Below are 24254 nucleotides of genomic sequence, written 5' to 3'. Positions count from 1 at the left end.
AGTTCCAAACCGGCTCGCGGTTCACTAATCTCAGCGTTGCAACCTGCGCCGCGGTGACCCATGTCCGACGCCCTGAAGACCTCTGGCATGACCCGGCTGAGGAATTATTTCCTGACGGGGTTCATCGTCTGCGCGCCGCTGGCGATCACCGCCTATATCGCCTGGTCGCTTATCGGCTGGGTCGATTCCTGGGTGAAGCCTTACATCCCGGTCCGCTACAATCCGGACACCTACCTGCCGTTCCCGGTTCCAGGCTTCGGCCTGATCGTGGCGCTGGTCTTGATCACGCTGATCGGCTTCCTGGCGGCGAACATCGTCGGCCGCGCCATCGTCAATTTCGGCGAGCGGCTGCTTGGCCGCATGCCGCTGGTGCGCGGCATCTATGGCTCGCTGAAGCAGATTTTCGAGACCGTGCTGTCGAACAAGGGCGACATGTTCCGCCAGGTCGGGCTGGTCGAATATCCGCGCAAAGGCGTCTGGTCGCTGGTTTTCGTCGCCAGCGAGAAAGAAACCGAGATCAACCAGAAGCTCGACCGGGAAGGCGATCCGCTGATCGCGGTCTTCATGCCCTGCACGCCCAACCCGACCACCGGCTTCCTGATGTATGTGCACAAATCCGAGATCGTGCCGCTCGACATGTCGATCGAGGACGGGGCCAAGCTGATCGTCTCGGCTGGCATGGTGGCACCGGAGGTCAAGGCCAAGCTGGTGACGCTCAACGGCGAGCCCGTCGAAGGCGGCCTTGCCAATCCGGCGATCGGCGCGGCTCAGCCGGCGCGCAGCAGCCGCACTGCCTCGTCGCGCCCGAACAGATAAAGCAGCAAGCGCAGCGCCTCGCCGCGCTGGGACTGCAGTTCCGGGTCGCGCGACAGGATCAGCCGCGCATCGTCGCGCGCGGCTTCGAGCAGATCGGCATGGAATTCGAGGCGCGCCACCTGGAATCCGGGCGTGCCCGATTGCCTTGTGCCCAGCAATTCGCCTTCGCCGCGCAGCTTCAGGTCCTCCTCGGCGATCTTGAAGCCGTCCTCGGTCTCGCGCATCACCGAAAGCCGGCGCTTCGCCGTCTCGCCGAGCGGGTCCTTGTAGAGCAGGACGCAGGATGACGGCTTGTCGCCGCGCCCGACGCGGCCGCGCAATTGGTGCAATTGGGCAAGGCCGAAGCGTTCGGCATGCTCGATGACCATGATCGTCGCATCCGGCACGTCGACGCCGACCTCGATGACGGTGGTCGCTATCAGGATGCGCGTCTCGCCCTCCTTGAAGGCGCGCATCGCCTCGTCCTTTTCCGCACCCTTCATGCGGCCGTGCACCAGGCCGATCCGGTCGCCGAACAGCGGTTTCAGCGACGCAAAACGGTCCTCCGCCGACATCAGTTTTATTTCCTCCGATTCCTCGACCAGTGGACAGATCCAGTAGATCTTTTGCCCCTCCGCAACTGCGTCACGCATGCGTCCGACCAGTTCGTCCAACCGCTCCATCGGCAAGGTCACGGTGCGGATCGGCTGCCGGCCGGCCGGCTTCTCGGTGAGCTTCGAGACGTCCATGTCGCCAAAGGCGGTCAGTACAAGCGTGCGCGGGATGGGGGTCGCCGTCATCACCAGCATATCCGGCGCGTCGCCCTTGGCGGTGATGGCAAGGCGCTGGTGGACGCCGAAGCGATGCTGTTCGTCGACCACGGCAAGCACCAGGTCGTGGAACGTCACCGTCTCCTGAAACAGCGCATGCGTGCCGACGACAATGTCGATCGCGCCGCTGGCGAGACCTGCAAGCGTCTCGGTGCGTTCGCGGCCCTTCTCGCGCCCGGTAAGGATAGCGGTGCGCAGGCCGGCTTTTTCCGCCAGCGGCGCGATGGTCGCCAGATGCTGGCGCGCCAGGATTTCGGTAGGCGCCATCAGGGCCGCCTGGCCGCCCGCCTCGACAGCGCGCCCCATGGCAAGCAGCGCCACCACCGTCTTGCCGGAGCCCACATCGCCTTGCAGCAGGCGCAGCATGCGTTCGGGATCGGCGAGATCGGCGTTTATTTCGCCCAGTGCGAATTCCTGGCTGGGCGTGAGTTTGTAGGGCAGGGCGGCGCGCAATTTTTCGACGATGCTGCCGTCGCCGATAAGCGGCCGGCCCGACAAGCGGCGGATTCTGGCCCGAACCAGCGCCAGCGAAACCTGACCGGCCAGCAATTCGTCATAGGCAAGGCGCCGCCAGGCCGATCCCTCGACGGCGACGTCGATCGGGTCCTTCGGATAATGGATGCGGGCAAGCGCGTCGCCGAAGGACGGGAAAGTATGGCGACGCATGAAGGCGTCGTCCTGCCACTCGGGTATTTCCGGCAGACGGCCCAGCGCCTGTCCGATGGCGCGGCGCAGCACCTTTGCCGACAGGCCGGCGGTGAGCGGATAGACCGGTTCGACCAGCGGCAGGCCCTCGGCTTCGTCGATCGGCGCGATATGGTCGGGATGGACCATGGTCGGGCGGCCATTGAACCATTCCATGCGGCCGGAGATCACCACACGTTCGCCCTCGGGAAGCATCTTCTGCAGATAGGCGGCATGGGCATGGAAGAAGGTCAGCGCGACCTCGCCGGTGTCGTCATGGGCGTAGACCCGGTAGGGCACCGACCTGTTGCCGCGCGGCGGCGGTTGATGGCGGTCGACCCGCACTTCGAGCGTGACAATCTGGCCTTCGGCCGACAGCGCGATGCCGGGCCGGTTGCGGCGGTCGATCACCGTGTTGGGCAGCACGAACAAGAGGTCGGCGGCGCGCGCGGCGCGATCGCCGAGATCGGCCGGCACCACACGTTCGATCAGCAAGCCAACCTTCGGGCCGACGCCGGCAAGCGAGGTGATCGGAACGAACAGGGGATCGAGGATGGTGGGACGCATCCTGTCAGCTTATGTCGCGACGACGGCAGCGCAAAGGCTGACACCGTTCTCTATCCACGCTATATGCGCCGCTTTGGACAGGGATGCGGCGCCATGACCGGAACACAGCGATCAAGCGAGGGGCTGGACGCCCGCCGCCGCAAGCTCCTGTTCCGCTCCTGGCATCGCGGCATGCGCGAGATGGATCTGATCCTTGGCTCCTTCGCCGATGCCGAGATCGGCGCCTTGACCGGCAATGAAATCGACCAATATGAGAGACTTCTCGAAATCCCCGACACCGAATTTCTGCCGATGATCACCGGCGAGCGCCCGGTTCCGCCCGATATCGATTGCGCGGTGCTGCAAAAGATCCTGGCATCGCGCCGGACCATGACATTTTGAAAAACGCCTATTCATGAGCCTCATCCCCACAATCGGCCTGCCCAAGGGCCGCGCCGGCCAGTTCATCGTCGACGGCGTCGCCGACGGCTACGAAGCCTTCGCGCTGGTACAGACCGCGCAGGAGATCGCGCCCGACAAGCCGGTGCTGTTCGTCGCGCGCGACGGCCAGCGGCTGCCGGCGATCATCGAGGCGCTCGCCTTTGCGGCGCCCGGCCTGCCGGTGCTGGAACTGCCCGCGTGGGACTGCCTGCCTTACGATCGCGTGTCGCCCGGAGCGGACGCCGCGGCGCGGCGGCTCGACGCGCTTTCCGCCATGATAGCGCTGGCGAAGAAACCGCATCGCGCCGTCATCCTGACCACCGCCAATGCGCTCTTGCAGCGCGTCCCGCCGGCCGATCTGATCGAAGCGCAGACTTTCCACGCCAAGCCCGGCAACCAGATCGACATGAACGCGCTGATCGCGCGGTTGGAGACGTCCGGCTTCGAACGCGTACCGACCGTGCGCGGACTGGGCGAATTCGCGGTGCGCGGCGGCATTCTCGACCTTTTCGCGCCTGGCTGGAGCGAGGCGCTGCGGCTCGATTTCTTCGGCGATACGCTGGAATCGATCCGCGTCTTCGATGTCGCGACCCAGCGCACGACCGGCCAGCGCAAGTCGATGTCGCTGCAGGCGATGAGCGAGGTGGCGCTGACGCCGGAGACGATCAGCCGCTTCCGCCGCTCCTATATCGAAGCCTTTGGCGCGCCATCGCGCGACGACGCACTCTACGCGGCGGTCAGCGAAGGGCGCCGTTTTGCCGGCATGGAGCACTGGCTGCCCTTCTTCTACGAGCGGCTGGAAACTGTGTTCGACTATCTGCCGGACGCGCCCGTGGTCTTCGACCATCTGGCGCACGAGGCGCTGTCGGAGCGGCACAAGCTGATCCTCGACCATTACGAGGCGCGCCGGAAGCAGGCCGACAGCGCGCTGAAGGACGCCGTGCCCTATAAGCCCGTGGCGCCTGATCTGCTTTATCTGTCGCCGGAGAATCTCAAAGCCTCGCTCGGGCCGCGTGAGGATATCGACTTCACCGTGTTCGATGCCCCGGATGTCGGAGGCAAGAAGGTTTTCCATGGCGGCTCGCGGCAGGGCCGCAGTTTCGCCGAGGAGCGCGCCGATCCGAACATCAACGTCTTCGACGTCGTCGTAAAGCACATTGCCGACGAGCGCGCGGCACGCCGCCGCGTCATCGTCGCCGGCTGGACCGAAGGCTCGCTCGACCGGCTAGGGCAAATCCTGGCCGAGCATCATCTCGGCAATCTGAAGACCGTCGCCACGCTTGCCGAAGTCGAAAAGCTCGAGCCCGGGCAAGCGGGACTTGCGGTGCTGCCGCTCGAATCCGGCTTCGAGACGGACGACATCGTCGTCGTCGCCGAGCAGGACATTTTGGGCGACAGGCTGATCCGCCGCTCGAAGCGCAAGAAGAAGGCTTCCGATTTCATCGCCGAGGCCTCGTCGCTGTCCGCCGGCGATATCGTCGTGCATGCCGATCACGGCATCGGCCGCTTCATCGGTCTGCGCACCATCGAAGCAGTCGGCGCGCCCCATGATTGCCTCGAGATCCACTATGCCGGCGACGACCGGCTCTTCCTGCCGGTGGAAAACATCGAGCTTCTGTCGCGCTATGGCTCGGATTCGGCCGAAGCGACGCTCGACAAGCTGGGCGGCGGCGCCTGGCAGGCGCGCAAGGCGCGGCTGAAGAAACGCCTGCTCGACATGGCCGGGCAGCTGATCCGCATCGCCGCCGAGCGGCAAATGCGTTCTGCGCCCGCCATGATCCCGGCCGAGGGACTCTATGGCGAGTTCGCCGCGCGTTTCCCGTACGAGGAGACCGACGACCAGCAGACCGCGATCGATGCCGTCATGGACGATCTCGGCGCCGGCAAGCCGATGGACCGGCTGGTCTGCGGCGATGTGGGTTTCGGCAAGACGGAAGTGGCGCTGCGCGCCGCTTTCATCGCGGCCATGGAAGGGTTCCAGGTGGCGGTCGTGGTGCCGACGACCTTGCTGTCGCGCCAGCATTTCAAGACCTTCTCGCAGCGCTTCTCTGGCCTGCCGATCCGCATCGCCCAGGCCTCGCGCCTGGTCGGCTCCAAGGAACTGGCCGAAACAAAGAAAGGCGTTGCCGAGGGGACGGTCGACATCGTGGTCGGCACGCATGCGCTGCTCGGCAGCTCGATCTCGTTCAAGAATCTCGGACTGTTGATCATCGACGAGGAGCAGCATTTCGGCGTCAAGCACAAGGAGCGGCTGAAGGAGCTCAAGAACGACGTGCATGTGCTGACACTCTCGGCGACGCCGATCCCGCGCACGCTGCAGTTGGCGCTGACCGGCGTGCGGGAACTGTCGCTGATCGCCACGCCGCCCGTCGACCGCATGGCGGTACGCACTTTCATCTCGCCCTTCGATCCGCTGGTGATCCGCGAAACGTTGCTGCGCGAGCGCTATCGCGGCGGCCATTCCTTCTATGTCGTGCCGCGCATCAGCGACCTGGCCGAAATCCATGATTTCCTGAAGGAATCCGTGCCGGAATTGAAGGTCGCGGTCGCCCACGGCCAGATGCCGCCGGGCGAGCTCGACGACATCATGAACGCCTTCTATGACGGCCAGTACGATGTGCTTTTGTCGACCACCATCGTCGAATCCGGTCTCGACATCCCGACCGCCAACACGCTGATCATCCATCGCGCCGACATGTTCGGCCTGGCGCAGCTCTACCAGCTGCGCGGCCGCGTCGGCCGCTCGAAGGTGCGCGCCTACGCGCTGTTCACGCTGCCGGCCAACCGCAAGCTGACCGACACGGCCGAGCGGCGGCTGAAGGTGCTGCAGTCGCTCGATACGCTCGGCGCCGGCTTCCAGCTCGCCAGCCACGATCTCGACATACGCGGCGCCGGCAATCTGCTCGGCGAAGAGCAGTCCGGGCATATCAAGGAGGTCGGTTTCGAGCTTTACCAGCAGATGCTGGAAGAGGCGGTGGCCGAGGTGAAGGACACCGGCGAAGTTCAGGACGGCGGATGGTCGCCGCAGATTGCGGTCGGCACGGCCGTGATGATTCCGGAAAGCTACGTGCCCGACCTGCAGCTCCGCATGGCGCTCTACCGGCGCCTCGGCGATCTCGAAACCACCGAGGAGATCGATGGCTTCGGCGCCGAGCTGATCGACCGCTTCGGGCCGCTGCCGGAAGAGGTCACGCATCTGTTGAAGATCGTCTTCATCAAGGCGCTCTGCCGCAAGGCCAATGTCGAAAAGCTCGATGCCGGCCCCAAGGGCGTGGTCATCCATTTCCGCAAGCGCGAATTCCCCAATCCGGTCGGGCTGGTCAAATTCATCGGCGAACAGGGCTCGCAGGCCAAGATCAGGGCCGACCACAGCGTCGTCTTCATCCGCGACTGGCCGAATGCGGAGAAGCGGCTCGCCGGCTCGGCCGTGGTGATGACACAGCTGGCGCGGCTCGTCGAGAAGGCTGCATAACGGCTTTTCACATCGGGCTGCCGAACAGTTCGAGGCATTCGCCACTGCTGAAATTCCCGGCTAGAATAGGCAGTCGGCTTCGTGTAAGGAGCCGCGACCTCGTGTCGAGGCTGGAATGGCGGGCAAGCGCGCTCGCCGGTTTGTTTGATGCAATTCCGGAAAGCCGTTTGCGCTCTTCCCGGGGTTGCTCTGGAAGGGCGTTTGGGTGCAGCGATGACGAAATGGTCGCCGAATTCGTGGAGAGCAAAGCCGATCAAGCAGGTCCCGGCCTACCCGGACCTTGGGGCTTTGCAGGCCACGGAAGCGCGGCTCGCCACCTACCCGCCGCTGGTCTTTGCCGGTGAGGCGCGCAAGCTGAAGAAGCAATTGGCGGCGGTTGCCGCCGGCGAAGCCTTCCTGCTCCAGGGCGGCGACTGCGCCGAGAGCTTCGCCGAGCACGGCGCCGACAACATCCGCGACTTCTTCCGCGTTTTCCTGCAGATGTCGGTGGTGCTCACCTTTGCCGGCGCGCAGCCGGTGGTGAAAGTCGGCCGCGTCGCCGGCCAGTTCGCCAAGCCGCGCTCCTCCGACAGCGAAACCAAGGCCGGTGTGACGCTGCCGAGCTATCGTGGCGACATCATCAACGGCATCGAGTTCGACGCCTCCTCGCGCATTCCGGATCCGGCGCGGCAGGAAATGGCGTATCGCCAGTCGGCCGCGACGCTCAATCTTCTGCGCGCCTTCGCGCAGGGCGGTTATGCCAGCCTGGAGAATGTGCATCGCTGGATGCTGGGCTTCGTCGCCGACAGTCCACAGGGAGAAAAATACGAATCGCTCGCCAACCGCATCACCGAGACGATGGATTTCATGCGTGCGGTGGGCATTACGTCCGAAACCAACTTCGCGCTGCGCGAGACCGATTTCTACACCAGCCACGAGGCGCTGCTGCTCGGCTATGAAGAGGCGCTGACGCGCGTCGATTCCACCTCCGGCGACTGGTACGCGACCTCGGGCCATATGATCTGGATCGGCGACCGCACCCGCCAGCCGGACCATGCGCATGTCGAATATTGCCGCGGCATCAAGAATCCGCTCGGCCTGAAATGCGGGCCGTCGCTGACGCCGGATGGTTTGCTGGAACTCATCGACCTGCTCAATCCCGAGAACGAGCCGGGCCGGCTGACGTTGATCGCGCGCTTCGGCTCCGACAAGGTCGCCGAGCACCTGCCGAAGCTGGTGCGGGCGGTGAAGAAGGAAGGCCGCAACGTCGTGTGGTCGTCCGATCCGATGCACGGCAACACGATCGAGGCAGCCGGCTACAAGACGCGTCCGTTCGACCGTATCCTGAAGGAAGTGCAGACCTTTTTCGAGGTGCACCGTGCCGAAGGCACGCATCCCGGCGGCATCCATGTGGAGATGACCGGCAAGAACGTCACCGAATGCACGGGCGGCGCCCGCGCCATCACGGCGGAAGACCTGCAGGACCGCTATCACACCCATTGCGACCCGCGCCTCAACGCCGACCAGGCGATCGAACTCGCCTTCCTGGTCTCGGACCTGCTCAAGAAGAGCCATCCGGTGCAGCACAAGCAGGCCGCCAACGCCTGAGCGAAGCCCGGACGCGCATCATTGGAGGCGCTGGCGGCGACGCCGGCGCCTTTTCAATTCAGGTGGACAAGTTCAATTCACGACTGATGTCATTCTGGATCCGGCGGTCCGGGCGGGTTGCCCGGAAAACTGGCTCTGCCGGGCGGAATGACGGCAAAGCTGATCTCCAGGGGCGGCGCTTTGAGCGACCAGTCGAATGGCACCGTCTTGACCGGCAGGCCGGCGATCCAGGCCTGCTGCAGCGGCGTGAGTTTCCAGCCTGTTGGCCATACGAGCAGCATGCCCTGATCCCGCAGGCGCTGGTCCGTGATCCAGGGGGCAAGGCGCCTGTCGAGAGCCGTGAAGATGGAGGGCTGGTCCGCAGCTTCCAACCCGGCAAGCTGGGCCACGCCGTCCTCGCCGCCGACAATGCCCAGCGGCCCGGGCACCGTCTCATGCCAGATCGCCTCGGCCGTCTGCGAGATCGACCTTGCCGGCCAACACATCGGCTGCAGGCGGCCGAGGACGTTGCAGCCTGTCCAGCGGGTCGCCGCATAGGCGCTCGATACGCCGACCACGCAAAGCAGCGCCAGCACCGTCAGTCGACGCAATTCCGCGGGTCCCAGTCGCTGGCCCAGGAGCGCGATCGCCAGGGCTCCGACGAGATTGTACATCGTCGCGCCCCAGGACTCCCCGGTGCCGGTAAAGAGCGAGGCGACCATCACCAGGAGCGCCGGCCCCAGGCCCATCCATGCCAGGTAGATTACCGCGCGCCGCTCGGGGGCGGGGTGTGCCGGCGAGAGGTCTTGCACCGGGCTGGGCTGCCGTTGCAAAAGGCCGGAAAGAGCGAGCACGACCGGAACGGCAGCGAGCCCGGCAAGCTGAACGCCGATGTAGTAAAGCCGGGCGCGGTTGGCGAGCACCCAGGCGTTGCGGTGCGCGGCATAGGTCAACGGCAGGAAGTCGAGGCGGACAAGCTCCACCGCCAGCGGCGCCGCGACGCCAAGAAAAACCGCGAGGCCGAGCCATGGCCATGGGGTGGCAAGCCGGCTTCGGGCGCGGGCGTCGTACAAGATCCAGATGCCGCCGAAGGCGAGCAGCAAAGCCGTCGAGAACTTGGCATAGAGTCCCAGGCCGGAAACGAGGCCGAGGGCGAGCCACCAGCCCGGCCGTCCGTCGCGCACTGAGCGCCATAGCAGCCATGATATGCCGGCCCAGAAAGGCATCTGCGCGTAGTCATGATTGAATTGCGGGGTCGGCCAGCCGAAGAAATAGATCGAGGGCATCAACAGCACGGCGGCGAGCGCGCGGGTCGAGCCCATGATGTCGCGCGCAAGCAGATAGACCAGGACGAAGGTCGTCGAGACCATCAATTGCGACAGCATGTATTGTGGCCAGCGGAACGAGCCGGTCAGGAGATGGCTGATCTCGAGCAGCCAGCACGGGAGCTGCGGGTGCTTGTAGGTCAGCAGCGCCCATTCGCGGCCCCACATGAACCCCTCGACGACGTCGCGGGGCGGCCCAACATTGACGATCGCCGGCATGACGGTCCAGCAAGCGGTCTGGGCCAGACATAAAAGCGCCAGTAATCGCCATGGGTGCCGGACCAGGCTGTTCCAGATCGAAGGCAGATTGCCTTCCGCGGCGATTGCCGACGGCCAAAGATGAACGGATTCGCTGGTTCTCGACATGCGGGCCTAAAATCACACGGGTGGACTGCTGAACAGTCCGATAGCAAAAGCTTACGAAAATGTATCCTTCCGCAACATTGTAAAACCAAGATTGCGGCGGAACCCATCGCCGGCGCTTCGGGCAGGACCCGCCGGCTGATCATTGCCTGAGCCGGCCCGCTGTTCGGAGCGCTGCGGTTCCAGGGGCAGGGCATGATGCCGTCCGAAAACCGCTCCACGCTTTTCGGCATCATGCTCCAGTCATCCAGGGTCCACCATGCGTCACGAACACGCCGTCATCCATCACCGTGGGCTCGACTTCTGGTCGGCGCGCGCGGCTGTTCTCGTCATCATCTGCCTGCAGCTTTTGGTCATCAACAACCTGTCCTTCGGTCCGCGCTGGCTGGCCCCGACGGTCGAGGCGGCGCTGCTGGCGCCTTTGTCGATCGCAACGGCCTGGACGCAGATGCAGACGCAGAAGGCGGTCGATCATGAGCACTGGTACGCGATCGGTCGGCTGCGCCTCTACATCCGCCGCACGGCATTGATGATGACCGGCGTCATCAGCATCATGAATTGCGGATCGCTGGTCTTCCTGGTGCGGGCGCTGCTGGAAGGGCATGCCGGTGCCGGCACGACGCTGCTCGTCGACGCGCTCAACATCTGGGTCACCAATGTGATTGTCTTTGCGCTGTGGTTCTGGAGCACCGACCGGGGCGGTCCGCCGACCTGCGGCCTGGTCAAGCGCGCACATGCCGACTTCCTGTTCCCGCAGATGACGTTGCCGGATCGCGAAATACAGGGCTGGCTGCCGGGCTTCGTCGACTATGTCTTCCTGGCCTTCACCAACGCCACGGCCTTTTCGCCGACCGACACTCTGCCGCTCACGCAACGCGCGAAGCTCCTTATGATGGCCGAAGCGATGATCTCGCTGTTGACGATCGCGCTGGTGGCGGCGCGGGCGGTCAACATCCTGGCCTAAACTGTATCGATATTCGGGTGAGGCCGGCCTGCGAATGGCGGCTTCCTGCGCTTCCGGTGCTCACGTACTTTAAGTACGCTCCGCTCCGGTTCTCGGTAGCCACCATTCTCGGCTCGGCCTGACCCGAATCTCGATACAGTTTTCCGAGTTCATTGTTCGCGCTGCCAGCGCATGCCGGCCAGTCGCGGATCGGCAAAGGCGGTGCGCGAGAATTCCAGCCTCTTCTCCGGGAATTCGCTGATCGCCTGCAGGCCGAAAGAGCCGATCCGGATGCGCCAGGTTTGCGGCTCCAGCGGCCTGGCCTTGGCAAAGCCCTTGCAGGTCAGCAGCGCGATGTTGGCGCCCTTGGGATCGCGCACCGACCGATAGCGGATCGCCTGCATCTCGGCTTCGCGCGCGACATCGGCGATCGCCTGACAGGCGGTGTAATCAGTGGGCTGTGTCCAGGCATTCTCGTCGCGATCGAGCGGCGGGCGTGTCAGGTCGATCGCGCGGTCGCATTTTATCGCGGCGGCGAAGGCAGTGTATTCCGCGGCGTCGTTCGGCCATGGCGTCGTCGGCGACTCCGCAAAGAACAGCAAGCGGTAGAAGGCCATTTCCGCCACCGCCGTCAGCACCGTCTCGGCGGCATAATAGACGCCCTTGGTCTTGCCGGCGCGGCGGAAGCGCGAACCGTACGGATAGACGGAGCCATAGCGAAAAGGCGTCGCCAAAAGATAGTGGAGGTGGCGGCACTCCAGCGGGATATGCGGCTTGGTGTCCTCGATAAGGTCCTCCAGCAGCGACTGCTCGTCGAGCGTGTCGACGAGCTTGAGGGTCGAGACGCGATGCTGCGCCTCGACCATGCGCCAGTGCTTGCCTTCGAGCCTGACGGCCTCAGACGAGAGCGCGCCGGGAGTCCAGGTAGGCAATGACATCGACCAGTCCGGCAATCGTCAGGATTTTCTCAAGCGGCGTGCCGTCGAGCGTGGTGTTGGGGCTCTTCAGCCAGGCCCGGGCAACGGTCTCGTCGCCGCCGACGATGGCGTCGAGCGAGCGGAACAGGCGGACGAAGAGCACCGCCAGCTCGAACGGCTTGGTGCCCCGTTCAAGCAGGAATTCCTGCCGGCGCATGCGCGAGACGGTTGCTTCCGACACGCCGATGATCAAAGCAAGTGTCCTGGCGGTGATGTCGAGCAGATCGGCCGCGCGCAGCGTCGCCTTGGTGATAACGGCGTTTTCGGCCGCCGTCGCGGCCGCGACTGGACGTTGCATGAGCGCACCCTTTCATTTCTGTGGAAAATATAGTCCACAAAAATTCTTCTGGAAAGGGTGGTGTCAGTCTTTCTTGTAAAGCAGCCAGCCTTTGCCGGCCCGGCCGGCCATGGCCGAGTGCTTCGTCACCCGGTTGCGGCCACCGACCTTGGAGCGATAAAGCGCCCGGTCCGCCTTGGCATAGAGATCGTCGGGGTTTTCCGCTTCCGAGGCCATGCAGATGCCCAGCGACACGGTAACGGCGCCGTAGTTCATGCCGGTCTGGCTGCTGGTGAACGGGGTATGCTCGATCAGCACGCGGATGCGCTCGGCAATCTCGTATGTGGCGTCCTCGCTGGCGCCCTCGACGATAAACGCGAACTCCTCGCCACCGGTGCGCGCAACGAACATGTCGGAACGGACGCTGGACTGGAAGATCTCGGCGATGATCTGCAGGATCCTGTCGCCGACCGGGTGGCCGTAGCGGTCGTTGATGTCCTTGAAATGATCGATATCGGCGAGGATCAAGGCATTGAACAGGATGCCGCGATTGCTGTTGTAGATCCGGGTGATCTCCTTGTCGAAAGCGCGACGGTTCCACAGGTGCGTGAGCGGGTCGGTGTCGGCAAGCCGCTTGTATTCTTCGAGCTTCGACTTGACGCTTTCGAGCTCGGCCGTCTTTTCGCTGAGCGTGCTTGCGATCTGGCGGCCATGGTCGATCGTCGAGCTGGTGGCGGCAGACATGGCGCCGGCGATCTTCTGGAGGATTTCCTGCGAAAGCAGGCTGCGGTTGCTCAGGCCAACCGAGGTCTCATCGAGAATACGGCCATATTTTTCGATATGCGAACGCTCGCTGCGCAACAGCGCGGCGATTTCCTCGAGCTCGTTGGCGACCATCTCGCGGGCGTGCTCGACGATGGCCGGACCGTGATGCTGGGGGAAGAAGGTGCGCCCAATGCCGTCGAGGTCCTCCTGGGTCGGGCGATTGCTCAACGAGACGACGGCGAGGCTGAGCTCGTGATTGCTGCCGCTGAGCGCCTCGTAGAAGATTTCGTAATTGCGGGGCAGTCCGAGCACGCCGAGCTGACGCATCGTCGCCACGACGGTGCTGGCGATGTCGGTATTCCTGTCGGTCGGAACGGCTGCCGGCTGCATGTTCTGTTCATTATCCCTTCAGTGCGACCGGAGACCTGCCACCGCCGGGTGTCGCGCATGCGGGGATTTGAATCGGAACCCAAATGCGACGGCGTGTCCCCAACACGACCTTCGCTTGCAGGAATCATAGATGCAGTTGCGCTAAAGTTTCCTTAATAGCCTGCATTTCCTCGATGTCTCTGCTACCGCAGGATGTAGAGAGCCGTCTAGCTCGGCTTTTGAAACACGTCGCTTCGGTGTCGCATTTGCCTGCGCCCGGCCATTTCAAACCTGAAATTCTACCCGGCAATGGATCGGGCAGATGGTCGGAGGAGGCCGGAATGGACGACAACCACAGCGGATCGTGCCTGTGCGGGGCAGTGCGTTTCAGGACGAGCGGGCCATTGCGCGGCGTCGTCTATTGCCACTGCTCGCAGTGCCGGAAGCAGAGTGGGCATTTCTACGCCGCGACCAATGTTCTAGATGCCAATATCGCGATTACCGGGGCGGAAAACCTCACTTGGTACGAAGCTTCCCCTTTTGCCAGACGCGGCTTTTGCAGGACGTGTGGATCAGCGCTGTTCTGGAAGCCGAGGGACAACGCATATGTATCGGTTCTGGCCGGGTCGTTCGACGAACCGACGAGCCTGCAGGGCGAGTGCCATATCTTCGTCGGCGACAAGGGCGATTATTATTCGATCGACGATGGACTGCCCCAGTTCGAGAAGTCGACACCTTCGATAAAGGTCGCGGACGAATGATTTTTGCCACGGCTGCCTTATTCCCTTGATCCGGTCGTTGCGATATCCCCTGACGGTGATTCGAAACGGGGCTGGGCATGCAGCGGCTGATCGACGCTTTCATCAATTCAGTGCGGGCCTTCCGCAAGCTCGCCGCACACGAGAAGGCATTCCAGCAGGAGCTGATGCTGCTTGCGCTCGCCCTGCCGGCCGGTTGGTTCATCTCGGTCTCCTGGCGCGGCTACGCTCTGCTGATCGGCGCCGTGCTGCTGCTGATCATGGTCGAAGTGCTCAACACCGGCATCGAGGCGGCCTGCGACGCGATCTCGCGCGAATTCCACATCGACATCCAGCTCGCCAAGGATTGCGGTTCGCTGGCCGTGCTGATTTCGATCGTGATCGCCGGCGGCGTCTGGGCCATTGCCTTGATCGAGCGCCTTACCGGCGCGCCGATCTGATCGCGCGATCGATCACGATCCTGCCCGGTCTTCCCTGGCGCGCTCACGCTTTGCGAAGCGATGGCCTACCAACCAGGCGGCAACGGCGATGACGATGCCGATGCCGAGGGCAATGAGCAGGCGCTCATGGCGTGCGAACGCCTGGCCCACCATTTCCTCCGCGCCCAGGCCGAAGACATAGCCGATGCCGCTGAACAGAGCCGCCCAGACCGCGGACGAGATGGCATTCAGGATGACGAAACGCGGCACGGACACGGTCGACAGGCCGGCGGCGATGCCGCCGACCAGGCGCATGCCGTAGATATAGCGGTTGGTCAGCACGAAGATGTTGGGATGGGTGTTGAGCAGGCGGTAGGCGCGGCTGAAGCCTGGACGCCTGCGCAACCTTCTCACATAGCGATGTTCGGCGAAGCTGCGCCCCAGGGTGAAGAAGAAGGTGTCGCCGGCGAAGGCGCCGAGAAAGGCCGCGAGGAAAGTCTGCCACAGCACGAAGACATGCTGATGGGCGAAGAAGCCGCCAAGGATCGCAGCGCTTTCGCCTTCGGCGACGCAACCCAGGAAGACCGCGATCAGCCCGTATTGCTCGATGAGATGGTGGATGGTCTCGCTCATTCCGTTGCGGACCGCGCCGACAGCTTCTCGTCGATACGCCTGATCTGCTCGGCCATGCGCAGGATCTCTTCCCTCATGCCAATAATCTCGCTGTGGCGCAGCTCGTCGAGTTTCTCATGCAGGGCCATGATCTCGATCTCGGCCTTCAGATTGACCTCGTAGTCATGCGCTGCGTCGATGCGGTCGCGCTCGGTCTGGCGGTTCTGTGACATCATGATCACCGGCGCCTGGATCGCCGCCAGCATCGAAAGCACCAGGTTGAGAAAGATGAAAGGGTAGGGGTCGAAGGCGTCGCGCGTGAGCAGCCAGGCATTGCCGACGGTCCAAATGGCGAGAAAGGCCAGGAAGCCGAGGATGAAGGACCAGGAGCCGCCGATCCTGGCGATGGTGTCGGCGATCCTGTCGCCATAGGTCTCGTGGAAGGCGACGGCCTTGTTGGTATCGCGCGTGATGGTGGTGCGCTCAAGCGTCGACTGCAGCACGCGGCTCTCGAGCGGACCGAAACCTTCCGGCTTTCGCTTGAGCAGGCGGTTCGCCACGTCCTCGACGATCTTGCTCATCTGTCTTCTCCTTCGCGCGGGGCGTCGATAGACGTAGAGGCTGCCGGGCCGGACGTGAAGTGCTAGATTGCGGCGAACAGGCGAGGACAATGATGCTCGACTTCCAGAAAATCCACGCTCGGGCGGCAAAGCGCAAGGGCGGAGAGGCGGTGCTTGCTCCGCTGCTTGGTCCGGCCCCGGACAATGCGGCGGTGGCGAAAATTCCCGACGACCGCATTCTCTCCACCATGGCCGAGCGCATTTTCGCCGCCGGATTCGTGTGGCGCGTCATCGAAGAGAAATGGCCGGGTTTCGAGGAAGCATTCCTCGGCTTCGAGCCGAAGCGGCTTTTGTTCCAGTCGGACGATTTCTGGCACGAGCTGGCCTCCGACAGCCGCATCGTGCGCAACCCGCAGAAGATCAAGTCGGTGCGCGACAACGCCGCTTTCGTCGATCGCGTCTCGAAGGAACATGGCAGCTTCGGCAAATTCATAGCCGGCTGGCCGGCGGACGATCAGGTCGGCCTGACCGCCTATCTCGCCAAGCATGGCAGCCGGCTCGGCGGCAACACCGGCCAGTATTTCCTGCGCTGGCTGGAATGGGACACGTTCGTCGTCTCGACCGACATGGCGGCGGCCTTGCGCGATGCCGGCCTCGATATCGCCGAGAACCCGACCTCGAAGCGGGACCTCGACAAGATCCAGGCGCAGATCAACCGATGGTCGGCCGAGACCGGCCTGCCGCGCCGCCACATCTCGCGCATTCTGGCGATGTCGATCGGCGAGAACCGCTCGGCGGAGGCGTTGCGCGAGTATATGGGCGACTAGGTGATCAGGACTGATCGGCTCTGCGGATCAGCCCTGATACGATCTTCGATCGATCCTATTTGGTACAACCAAACGCCATTGCGGGGCGATTTGAGCCACGCTACATCCGTTCCATGACCCAGACCGCTCCCGATATCCTGCGCATCGCCGTCGCCCAGCTCAACCCAACCGTCGGCGACGTCGCCGGCAATCTGGCCAAAGCGCGCGAGGCGAGGGCGGACGCGGCGCGCCAGGGCGCGGATCTGGTGCTCTATACCGAGCTCTTCCTTGCCGGTTATCCGCCGGAAGACCTGGTGCTTAAGCCTTCCTTCCTTAAGGCTTGCGAGAAGGCGGCGCAGGATTTCGCGAAAGATACGGCCGATGGCGGGCCCGGCGTCATCATCGGCACGCCGCTGAAGCGCAAGACTGGCACGCATAACTCCATCGTCTTCGCCGACGGCGGCAAGATCATCGCCGAGCGCTACAAGCTCGATCTGCCCAATTATGGCGAGTTCGATGAGAAGCGCGTGTTCCAGGCCGGGCCTGAACTGCAGGGTCCAGTCAATTTCCGCGGCGTGCGCATCGGCATTCCGATCTGCGAGGACATCTGGGGCGATATCGCCGTCTGCGAGACCCTGGCTGAAAGCGGCGCCGAGATCCTGCTGGTGCCGAATGGCTCACCCTATTACCGCGCCAAGATCGATGTCCGCCACCAGATCGTTATCCGGCAGGTCATAGAAACCGGCCTGCCGATGATTTACGCCAACCAGCTCGGCGGCCAGGACGAGCTGATCTTCGACGGCGCCTCGTTTGCGATCGGCGCCGACAAGACGCTCGCCTTCCAGATGAGCCAGTTCGAGGAGGCGGTCGACGTCACCACCTGGAAAAGGAAGGGAGATAGCTGGGTCTGCTCGGAAGGCCCAATGTCGAAAATCCCCGAACGCGAAGAAGCTGACTACCGAGCCTGCATGCTCGGCCTGCGCGATTACGTCAACAAGAACGGTTTCAAGAATGTGGTGCTCGGTCTGTCCGGCGGCATCGACTCGGCGATCTGCGCGGCTTTGGCCGTCGACGCGCTGGGCGAAGAGCGGCTGCGCACCGTGATGATGCCCTACCGCTACACGTCGAAGGATTCGCTGAAGGACGCCGAGGACTGCGCGCGCGCGCTCGGCTGTCGCTACGACATCGTGCCGATCTCCGAGCCGGTCGAAGGCTTCAAGCATGCGCTGACGCAGCTCTTCGAAGGCACTCAGGCAGGCATCACCGAGGAAAACCTGCAGAGCCGCGCGCGCGGCACGATCCTGATGGCGATCTCGAACAAATTCGGTTCGATGGTCGTCACCACGGGCAACAAGAGCGAGATGTCGGTCGGCTACGCCACCCTTTATGGCGACATGAATGGCGGCTTCAATCCGATCAAGGATCTCTACAAGATGCAGGTTTATGCGCTCGCGCGCTGGCGCAATGCGCATGTGCCGCCGGGCGGGCTCGGCCCGTCCGGCGAGGTGATCCCGAAGAACATCATCGACAAGGCGCCTTCGGCGGAACTGCGGGAAAACCAGACCGACCAGGATTCGCTGCCGCCCTATCCGGTGCTGGACGATATCCTGGAATGCCTGGTCGAAAACGAGATGAGCGTCGACGACATCGTCGCGCGCGGCCATGACCGCGCGACGGTGACGCGCGTCGAGCACCTGCTCTACATCGCGGAATACAAGCGCCGCCAGGCGGCGCCCGGCGTAAAGATCACGAAGAAGAATTTCGGCCGCGACCGCCGATACCCGATCACCAACCGGTTCCGGGACCGCGGTTAGCCTCCACATGCCGGACATTGAAATCAGTTTCGACCGGTCTCGGATCGATTTCCGGGCGACCTCCGATCTGCTCATGCAAAGCTATTGGGGAGCGTCGCGCACCGACGAGGCCAATCGCCGTGCCTTCGACAACTCGCTTTGCGCCGGCGCCTATCTCGACGGCGAGCAGGTCGGGTTCGCGCGCGCAATCACCGACTATACGGTCTTTGCCTATCTCGCCGACGTGATCGTCTGGCCGGAGCATCGCGGGCATGGCATCGGCAAACGGCTTGTGCAGGCACTCCTCGATCATCCCGATATGAAAACCGTTTCTCATTGGAGCCTCACGACCAGCGACGCTCACAGCCTCTACCAGAAGTTCGGATTCCGGACGGAAGGGCGCTACATGCGACTGGATCGCTCACCGGCTGCCTGAGGCTCGGCCACAACCCGCCGTTGTTGCAAATTCGTCTCAGTGCTTGGGCCAGATGTCGTTTTGGCGACCGGCCGGCTTGGCGATCGGCTGATGCCTCCCTATAACGGCCTCTCCGCGATTCCCTTCCGGGAGGACCGTATGGCAGAATTTGACATCGTTATGCGAGGCCGCGAAGCCTAGGTCTGCTCGGGCTTTCCGAAGGTTTTTCGGAGAGCCGGGCGCAGGACAGGCATCGGCCGCTGCCGGTCGCCGCCTCAGGGCAGGCGGCCCACCATACTGAACCTCCCGCTCTTTTGGGTCGCCGCAAGGCGCGGAATGCGGGTTTTCCAATTCGATTTTACCGGGACCGGGCTCGTTTGCGCCCCGGATGACATCATGGCTCGTTTCAAGATCGATCTGCGCGCGAGCGCCTTTCGCAGCGTGCTTGGCTTCACGTTCAGCCACTGGCGGCGCCAGCCGTGGCGGCTTGCGCTCATCATGGGCGCATTCCTGCTCTCGACGCTGGCCGACGTGCTGACACCCTTCTATTCCGGCCGCCTGGTCGATGCGGTCGCCAGCGGCGCCGGAACCGACGAGGTCGCCTGGAATGCGGCGATGCTGGCGTTCTCGATCCTGATGGCGCTGGCGCTGGCAGGCGTCGTGCTGCGTAACGCCGCCTTCTTATGGATCGTCGAGCTGACGCTGAAGATGATGTCGGACATCGCCGCCGATGCCTTCCATCGGGTGCAGCGCTTCTCGACGGACTGGCACGCCAACAGCTTTGCCGGATCGACGGTGCGCAAGATAACGCGCGGCATGTGGGCGCTGGATCTGCTCAACGACACGATCCTGATCGCGCTTCTGCCATCGGTGGTCATGCTGCTCGGATCGACGCTGCTGCTCGGCTGGTTCTGGCCGCTGATGGGAGCCGTGGTGGCGGCCGGCTCGGTGCTGTTCATCGCCGTCACGGCGATGCTGTCGCTCGGCTATGTCGCGCCCGCCGCGCGGCTCGCCAACAGCTGGGACACGCGGCTGGGCGGCGCCCTGGCGGACGCGGTGAGCTGCAACGCCGTCGTCAAGGGGTTCGGCGCGGAGGCCCGCGAGGAGGCGCGGCTGGCGCGCGTGGTCGCCAAATGGCGCCTGCGCACCGGCCGCACCTGGATGCGCGGCACCGCCAACGGCACCACGCAAGGGGTGCTGCTGCTGGTGATGCGGGCGGCGGTTATCGGTCTTGCCCTCATGCTGTGGGCCTGGGGCCAGGCGAGCGCCGGCGATGTCGCGTTTGTACTGACCTCGTTCTTCGTTCTGCAGGGCTATCTGCGCGACATCGGCACGCATATCCGCAACCTGCAGCGCTCGATCAACGACATGGAGGAACTGGTCGACTTCCAGTCCGAGCCGCTCGGCATCGAGGACCGGCCCGGCGCTCGGCCGATCCGGATCACCGATGGACGCATCGCCTTCGACAAGGTGACGTTCCACTACGGCAATCACCTTCTGCCGCTCTACCGCGATTTTTCGGTCGATATCGCGGCGGGCGAACGCATCGGACTGGTGGGGCATTCGGGTTCGGGCAAGACGACCTTCGTCAAGCTGATCCAGCGGCTCTATGACGTGAATGCCGGGCGGATCCTGATCGACGGGCAGGACATCTCGCAAGTCGAGCAGGCGTCACTGCGCAGCCAGATCGCGATCGTCCAGCAGGAGCCGATCCTGTTCCACCGGTCGCTGGCCGAGAACATCGCCTATGCCCGGCCCGGCGCCAGCCAGGCCGAGATCGAGCATGCGGCCAAGCTCGCCAGCGCGCATGATTTCATCAGCAACCTGCCCAAGGGCTATGGAACGCTGGTGGGCGAGCGTGGCGTGAAACTGTCGGGCGGCGAGCGCCAGCGCGTGGCGATCGCCCGCGCCTTCCTGGCCGACGCCCGCATCCTGATCCTGGACGAGGCGACATCGAGCCTCGATTCCGAATCGGAAGTGCTGATCCAGAAGGCGATGGAGCGGCTGATGGTCGGGCGCACGACCCTGGTGATCGCGCACCGGCTCTCGACGGTACGGGCGCTCGACCGCCTGCTGGTCTTCGATCGCGGACGTATCGCCGAGGAAGGCTCGCATGACGACCTGATCCGGCTGAACGGCGGCATCTACCGGCGGCTGTTCGAGCGTCAGGCACTCGAATTGACCAAGGGCCTCGTTGCCTGAGGAAAGGACGGCGCCCGGCCTCAGCCGGGCGCCGTCAGCCGCAATGCGGCCCGGGATTGATCTCCCTAGGGCGCTTCACCGTTTCAGGAACACGGCCGCGGGGCTTTATGTCCGACCCCGTCCTGCATTTGCAACCGCTCCCCCGTTATGCGGTTAGAGCGCCTCAATATACCGTCAAAATCACTTTATATTTATATAATATTTAGAGTTTCTATTTTAGATTTGATCAAGGTTCACGGCGTGAAGAAATTGTCTTGAGGGATTTACAGAAAAGAAAATCGAGAGTGGCAGAATAGAGCCTAGAAGACTTTTTACAGGAATCCGACCGGATGGAGATTTTCTTGGGACGAACGGCTGCCTTTAGCGTTTTCGCATAGGCATCCACCATGAATCCTGTTTCCGCAAAAGCGGGTCCGGGCAAGGTGGCTGGGTCGTCGGCGCTGGAATCCCATGGCTCGGTTCGGCCTTTGGCCGCCGAGGATCTCGAGCGCGTCGCCGCGCTCTTCCTGATGAAGTTTCGCCATCCTCGCCGGCAGCGCGATCGCGCGATCGCGCGGACAGCGGACTATATGAGGGAGCTTTACCTTGACGGGGATGAGAGCAAGGCTCTTGTCCAGATCGATCCGCAGGGCCGATTGGGCGGCTTCATGGGCGTTCTGAAAGCCCGCTATGAGCTCAACGGAAGGGCATTGAACGCCGCAATCATCGGTCCATTCATGACCGACTCCAGCATCGATCACGGTTGGGCCGGGCCGCAATTGCTGCGTACCCTGCATCAAGGCGAATTCGACCTGTACCTGACCGATTCCGCCAACCGGACATCCTTGGCCTTCGCGCGTCCGATGAAATATCAGCTCCTGCCGGTGCATTGTCTGGAATGGACCTGTATTTTCCGGCCGGGCGCCATGGCCGCCGCCATGCTGCGCCGCAAATGGCCGGGACTGCCTCGCCTGGCGCTCGATCCCTGCGCGCGAGCATTCGACGCCCTTTCAAGAAAAAGGTTCGAGCCTCCGGTCCAACCTTCCTCATCGCAGCGGATCCATCGCGAACCGATTGATGCCGCCCAGTTTGCAAAATGGCTGCCTACCCTGGCGTCCGATTATGCCCTTCGGCCGAGCTGGAACGACGGCGAGTTGCCGCGGTTGCTCGCGCTGGCGGCTGAGAAGCAGGCCGATGGGCCGCTTCGTTTCGGCGGGATTTACGACGAAACGGGCAGGATGCTGGGGTGCTATGCCTTCTATGGCCAGACCGGCGGCATCGCGAACCTGCTGCAGATCCAGTCGTCCGGATCCCACTGGGGCGCAACGCTGGATGCCCTCATCGCGACGGCGCGGGATTTGGGCTGCGTGGGCATTACCGGCCAGACCCAAAGCAGGTTCATGTCTCAACTGTTCGGTTACAAGAACGTCTTCTTCCACTATGCCGGAGGCACGATGGTGCGTTCACGCGTGGCCGAGGTCACGGAAGCGGTCCGCTCCGGCGACATCTTCATCGGCGGGGTGATGGGCGACCGCTGGACCCGTCTCAGTTCGGACGACTTTGGCCGCGCCTGACGATCTTGCGATGTGAGGCGATTCCGGAGGGGAGGCCACGGCGAGGCCGCCGAACCTGGCCGTTCGCGCTTTCCTGGAATGGCTCTAGTAGCACTGCGCAGGGATTTTGACCGGTCGCTCCGTTTGCATTGGCAGGCGGCATGCGTTGGAGATTGGCCGAAACGCCCATCGCGATCGTCATTCCAGGGCGGAGCAGGAGCGAAGCTCCGTCGCGAAGCCCCTGGAATCCACGCCGTTACCTTCGCCAAGGCGTGCGGCGGAGCAGAACTCTGCACCGTAGCAACGCTTCCAAGTCACGGCATGGATTCTATGGTCTGCGCCGCGTCGCTTCGCTCCTTGCTTCGCCATAGAATGACGAGGTTGGGGCGGCTTCGACCAATCCCCTGCGTTTACGCTGATTTCAAGGAAAGGAACGGAAAATCCTGCTTTGAATCAGGCGAACCTGTGCGGCTCGGCGCAGAAGTCAGCAATAAGCTGGCAAAGGTCGGGTTCGTTGACCATGCGAACGGCTTCGTTCGGGCCGACCCATTTGCGGGTGCGCGCGCGTTTCTCTTTCCAGCGATCCGCGACGCGGTCGACATGCAGCGGAAAGACCAGCACCTCGCAAGGCACTTCCTCGCCTGAAGCGAGGACCTTGGCATAAAAATAGCGGCCGGCCTCGAGATGCGAGACGGTGCCGCGCAGGCCTGCTTCCTCGCCCGCTTCGCGGGCGGCGGCCTCGCAAAGCGGCTCCCTGGCCTCCGGCCAACCCTTGGGCAGCACCCAGCGCCCGGTGTCGCGGCTGGTGATCAGCATGATCTCCACGCCGTTCTCGCCCTCGCGCCAGGGCAAGGCGGCGACCTGCACGCGACAAGGCGCGACGCCGAAGAGCCGCCGGACTCTTTCGGCCATCTGGTTGTGCGTCGTCGCCCTCGTCAACATGGTAGAAGCTGCCCCAAAGCCTCCAGAATCGTTTGCCACCTCACGAATCTTAGGGCGAATTATGGACTTTAAAAGTAAAAAACTTCACTCCGTCGGAAAATCCAACCAGAAAAAGTCAATGTCCCAAAGTAGTCGGGCCTACCGGCGCGGCTACACGGTGCAGGTTTGAGTGAGATTCTTTGGACGATATGATGGCCGTTCAGCCGGCGTGATCATCCGCGATCGGCTTCTGGTAAGTGAAGCCCATATCCCAGGGAAAGTAGATCCAGGTGTCCTGGCTGACCTCGGTGACGAATGTATCGACCAGCGGGCGCCCCTTCGGCTTGGCGTAGACGGTCGCGAAATGCGCCTTCGGCATCATGGCGCGCACAATGCCCGCCGTCTTGCCGGTATCGGTCAGATCATCGATGATGAGCACGCCGGCTCCGTCATCGGCAAGCAGCGAAGGCGAAATCTCCTTCAGGACCTGCAGCTGACCCTGGCTGGTGTAGTCGTGATAAGAGGCGACGCACACCGTCTCGATGACGCGGATGCCGAGTTCGCGCGCGATGATGGCGGCGGGCACCAGGCCGCCGCGCGTGATGCAGACGATCGCTTTCCATTGTCCCTTGCTGGTGCCGGAAAGCCGCCAGGAAAGCGCCCGGGCATCGCGGTGGAACTGGTCCCACGAGACGGGAAAAGCTTTTTCGGGAAGGGACATGGTTCGCGCACTCCGCAAGGCGCGCCGTCGGCGCGCAGAAACACTGGAATGCAGGCGGAATTAGCCGGAAAGCGCCGGGCTTGGCAAGGGGAGGGCCGGCGAGGGCTGTGGAACCCAAGCGCGTCGCGCTGAGACGAATTGAAGCGACACGCTTCAGCTTGA

General features: G+C 63.5%; 21 protein-coding genes. 12 read left to right on the top strand and 9 right to left on the bottom strand.

From position 1 onward, the window contains the following. The first annotated feature begins 60 nt into the window (after window positions 1–60). A complete protein-coding gene (locus ACVMIM_RS23690) occupies window positions 61–816 on the top strand; it encodes a DUF502 domain-containing protein (RefSeq protein WP_040995587.1) in 756 nt (251 codons plus the stop codon). Here ACVMIM_RS23690 and recG read toward each other — a convergent pair. After that, a complete protein-coding gene (gene recG / locus ACVMIM_RS23685; RefSeq protein WP_476114884.1) occupies window positions 768–2876 on the bottom strand; it encodes an ATP-dependent DNA helicase RecG in 2109 nt (702 codons plus the stop codon). The genes ACVMIM_RS23690 and recG overlap by 49 nt on opposite strands. A gap of 93 nt (window positions 2877–2969) precedes the next feature. Here recG and ACVMIM_RS23680 point away from each other — a divergent pair, with 93 nt between their 5' ends. The 3 genes from ACVMIM_RS23680 to ACVMIM_RS23670 all read left to right on the top strand — a co-directional run bounded on the left by ACVMIM_RS23680 (window position 2970) and on the right by ACVMIM_RS23670 (window position 8355). Further along, window positions 2970–3257 (top strand): FAD assembly factor SdhE, encoded by a 288-nt coding sequence (locus ACVMIM_RS23680; protein ID WP_040995585.1) that lies wholly within the window; start codon window positions 2970–2972, stop codon window positions 3255–3257. 13 nt (window positions 3258–3270) lie between these two features. Next, complete coding sequence (mfd, locus tag ACVMIM_RS23675) at window positions 3271–6768, top strand: transcription-repair coupling factor (RefSeq protein WP_476114883.1); 3498 nt, start codon at window positions 3271–3273, stop codon at window positions 6766–6768. 213 nt (window positions 6769–6981) lie between these two features. Further along, window positions 6982–8355: a class II 3-deoxy-7-phosphoheptulonate synthase gene (locus tag ACVMIM_RS23670; RefSeq protein ID WP_040995583.1), complete on the top strand. Its 1374-nt coding sequence runs from the start codon at window positions 6982–6984 to the stop codon at window positions 8353–8355. 89 nt (window positions 8356–8444) lie between these two features. Here the strand turns inward: ACVMIM_RS23670 and ACVMIM_RS23665 are convergent, their stop codons facing one another. Next, entirely contained in the window at window positions 8445–10025 is a 1581-nt protein-coding gene (locus ACVMIM_RS23665; protein ID WP_476114882.1) for a glycosyltransferase family 39 protein, read from the bottom strand. Between the two features lie 256 nt (window positions 10026–10281). Between ACVMIM_RS23665 and ACVMIM_RS23660 the strand changes: the two genes are divergently transcribed. Beyond that, window positions 10282–10986, top strand: a complete 705-nt coding sequence (locus ACVMIM_RS23660) for a hypothetical protein (protein ID WP_476114881.1) — start codon at window positions 10282–10284, stop codon at window positions 10984–10986. A 149-nt stretch (window positions 10987–11135) separates the two neighbouring features. Here the strand turns inward: ACVMIM_RS23660 and ACVMIM_RS23655 are convergent, their stop codons facing one another. From ACVMIM_RS23655 to ACVMIM_RS23645, 3 genes are all read right to left on the bottom strand, one after another. Continuing rightward, complete coding sequence (locus ACVMIM_RS23655; RefSeq protein WP_476114880.1) at window positions 11136–11903, bottom strand: RES family NAD+ phosphorylase; 768 nt, start codon at window positions 11901–11903, stop codon at window positions 11136–11138. Further along, window positions 11863–12240, bottom strand: coding sequence for an antitoxin Xre/MbcA/ParS toxin-binding domain-containing protein (locus ACVMIM_RS23650; protein WP_476114878.1), 378 nt, complete (start codon window positions 12238–12240; stop codon window positions 11863–11865). Before ACVMIM_RS23650 ends, ACVMIM_RS23655 begins: the two co-directional genes overlap by 41 nt. Window positions 12241–12303: 63 nt before the next feature. Continuing rightward, complete coding sequence (locus ACVMIM_RS23645; protein WP_040995577.1) at window positions 12304–13374, bottom strand: GGDEF domain-containing protein; 1071 nt, start codon at window positions 13372–13374, stop codon at window positions 12304–12306. 320 nt (window positions 13375–13694) lie between these two features. On the opposite strand from ACVMIM_RS23645, the gene ACVMIM_RS23640 reads away from it, so the two are divergent. Beyond that, on the top strand, window positions 13695–14114 hold the full coding sequence (locus tag ACVMIM_RS23640; RefSeq protein WP_476114877.1) for a GFA family protein: 420 nt from the start codon (window positions 13695–13697) through the stop codon (window positions 14112–14114). Between the two features lie 77 nt (window positions 14115–14191). Continuing rightward, entirely contained in the window at window positions 14192–14551 is a 360-nt protein-coding gene (locus tag ACVMIM_RS23635; RefSeq protein WP_040995573.1) for a diacylglycerol kinase, read from the top strand. 12 nt (window positions 14552–14563) lie between these two features. On the opposite strand, the gene ACVMIM_RS23630 is transcribed toward ACVMIM_RS23635, so the two are convergent. Both ACVMIM_RS23630 and ACVMIM_RS23625 read right to left on the bottom strand, forming a co-directional pair. Beyond that, window positions 14564–15163: a DedA family protein gene (locus ACVMIM_RS23630; protein ID WP_278048976.1), complete on the bottom strand. Its 600-nt coding sequence runs from the start codon at window positions 15161–15163 to the stop codon at window positions 14564–14566. After that, window positions 15160–15723, bottom strand: a complete 564-nt coding sequence (locus ACVMIM_RS23625) for a DUF1003 domain-containing protein (protein ID WP_476114875.1) — start codon at window positions 15721–15723, stop codon at window positions 15160–15162. Before ACVMIM_RS23625 ends, ACVMIM_RS23630 begins: the two co-directional genes overlap by 4 nt. Window positions 15724–15815: 92 nt before the next feature. Here ACVMIM_RS23625 and ACVMIM_RS23620 point away from each other — a divergent pair, with 92 nt between their 5' ends. The 5 genes from ACVMIM_RS23620 to ACVMIM_RS23600 all read left to right on the top strand — a co-directional run bounded on the left by ACVMIM_RS23620 (window position 15816) and on the right by ACVMIM_RS23600 (window position 22471). Beyond that, window positions 15816–16529, top strand: coding sequence for a DNA-3-methyladenine glycosylase I (locus ACVMIM_RS23620; protein WP_476117341.1), 714 nt, complete (start codon window positions 15816–15818; stop codon window positions 16527–16529). Window positions 16530–16642: 113 nt separating this feature from the next. After that, complete coding sequence (locus ACVMIM_RS23615; RefSeq protein WP_476114874.1) at window positions 16643–18322, top strand: NAD+ synthase; 1680 nt, start codon at window positions 16643–16645, stop codon at window positions 18320–18322. Window positions 18323–18329: 7 nt separating this feature from the next. Continuing rightward, window positions 18330–18737 (top strand): GNAT family N-acetyltransferase, encoded by a 408-nt coding sequence (locus tag ACVMIM_RS23610; RefSeq protein WP_476114872.1) that lies wholly within the window; start codon window positions 18330–18332, stop codon window positions 18735–18737. Between the two features lie 375 nt (window positions 18738–19112). Next, entirely contained in the window at window positions 19113–20918 is a 1806-nt protein-coding gene (locus tag ACVMIM_RS23605) for an ABC transporter ATP-binding protein (RefSeq protein WP_476114870.1), read from the top strand. A 386-nt stretch (window positions 20919–21304) separates the two neighbouring features. After that, a complete protein-coding gene (locus ACVMIM_RS23600; protein WP_476114868.1) occupies window positions 21305–22471 on the top strand; it encodes a hypothetical protein in 1167 nt (388 codons plus the stop codon). A gap of 432 nt (window positions 22472–22903) precedes the next feature. On the opposite strand, the gene ACVMIM_RS23595 is transcribed toward ACVMIM_RS23600, so the two are convergent. Together ACVMIM_RS23595 and gpt are read right to left on the bottom strand one after the other, a co-directional pair. Further along, a complete protein-coding gene (locus tag ACVMIM_RS23595; RefSeq protein WP_476114867.1) occupies window positions 22904–23392 on the bottom strand; it encodes an NUDIX hydrolase in 489 nt (162 codons plus the stop codon). Between the two features lie 199 nt (window positions 23393–23591). Continuing rightward, the gene (gene gpt / locus ACVMIM_RS23590) at window positions 23592–24092 is read right to left on the bottom strand and encodes a xanthine phosphoribosyltransferase (RefSeq protein ID WP_040995559.1); all 501 of its coding nucleotides are present in this window, start codon (window positions 24090–24092) and stop codon (window positions 23592–23594) included. Window positions 24093–24254: the final 162 nt, after the last annotated feature.

It is taken from the genome of Mesorhizobium sp. USDA 4413 (assembly GCF_056280365.1).
Note: the sequence above shows the minus strand (reverse complement) of the source record. Positions and strands in the feature narration are given on the sequence as shown.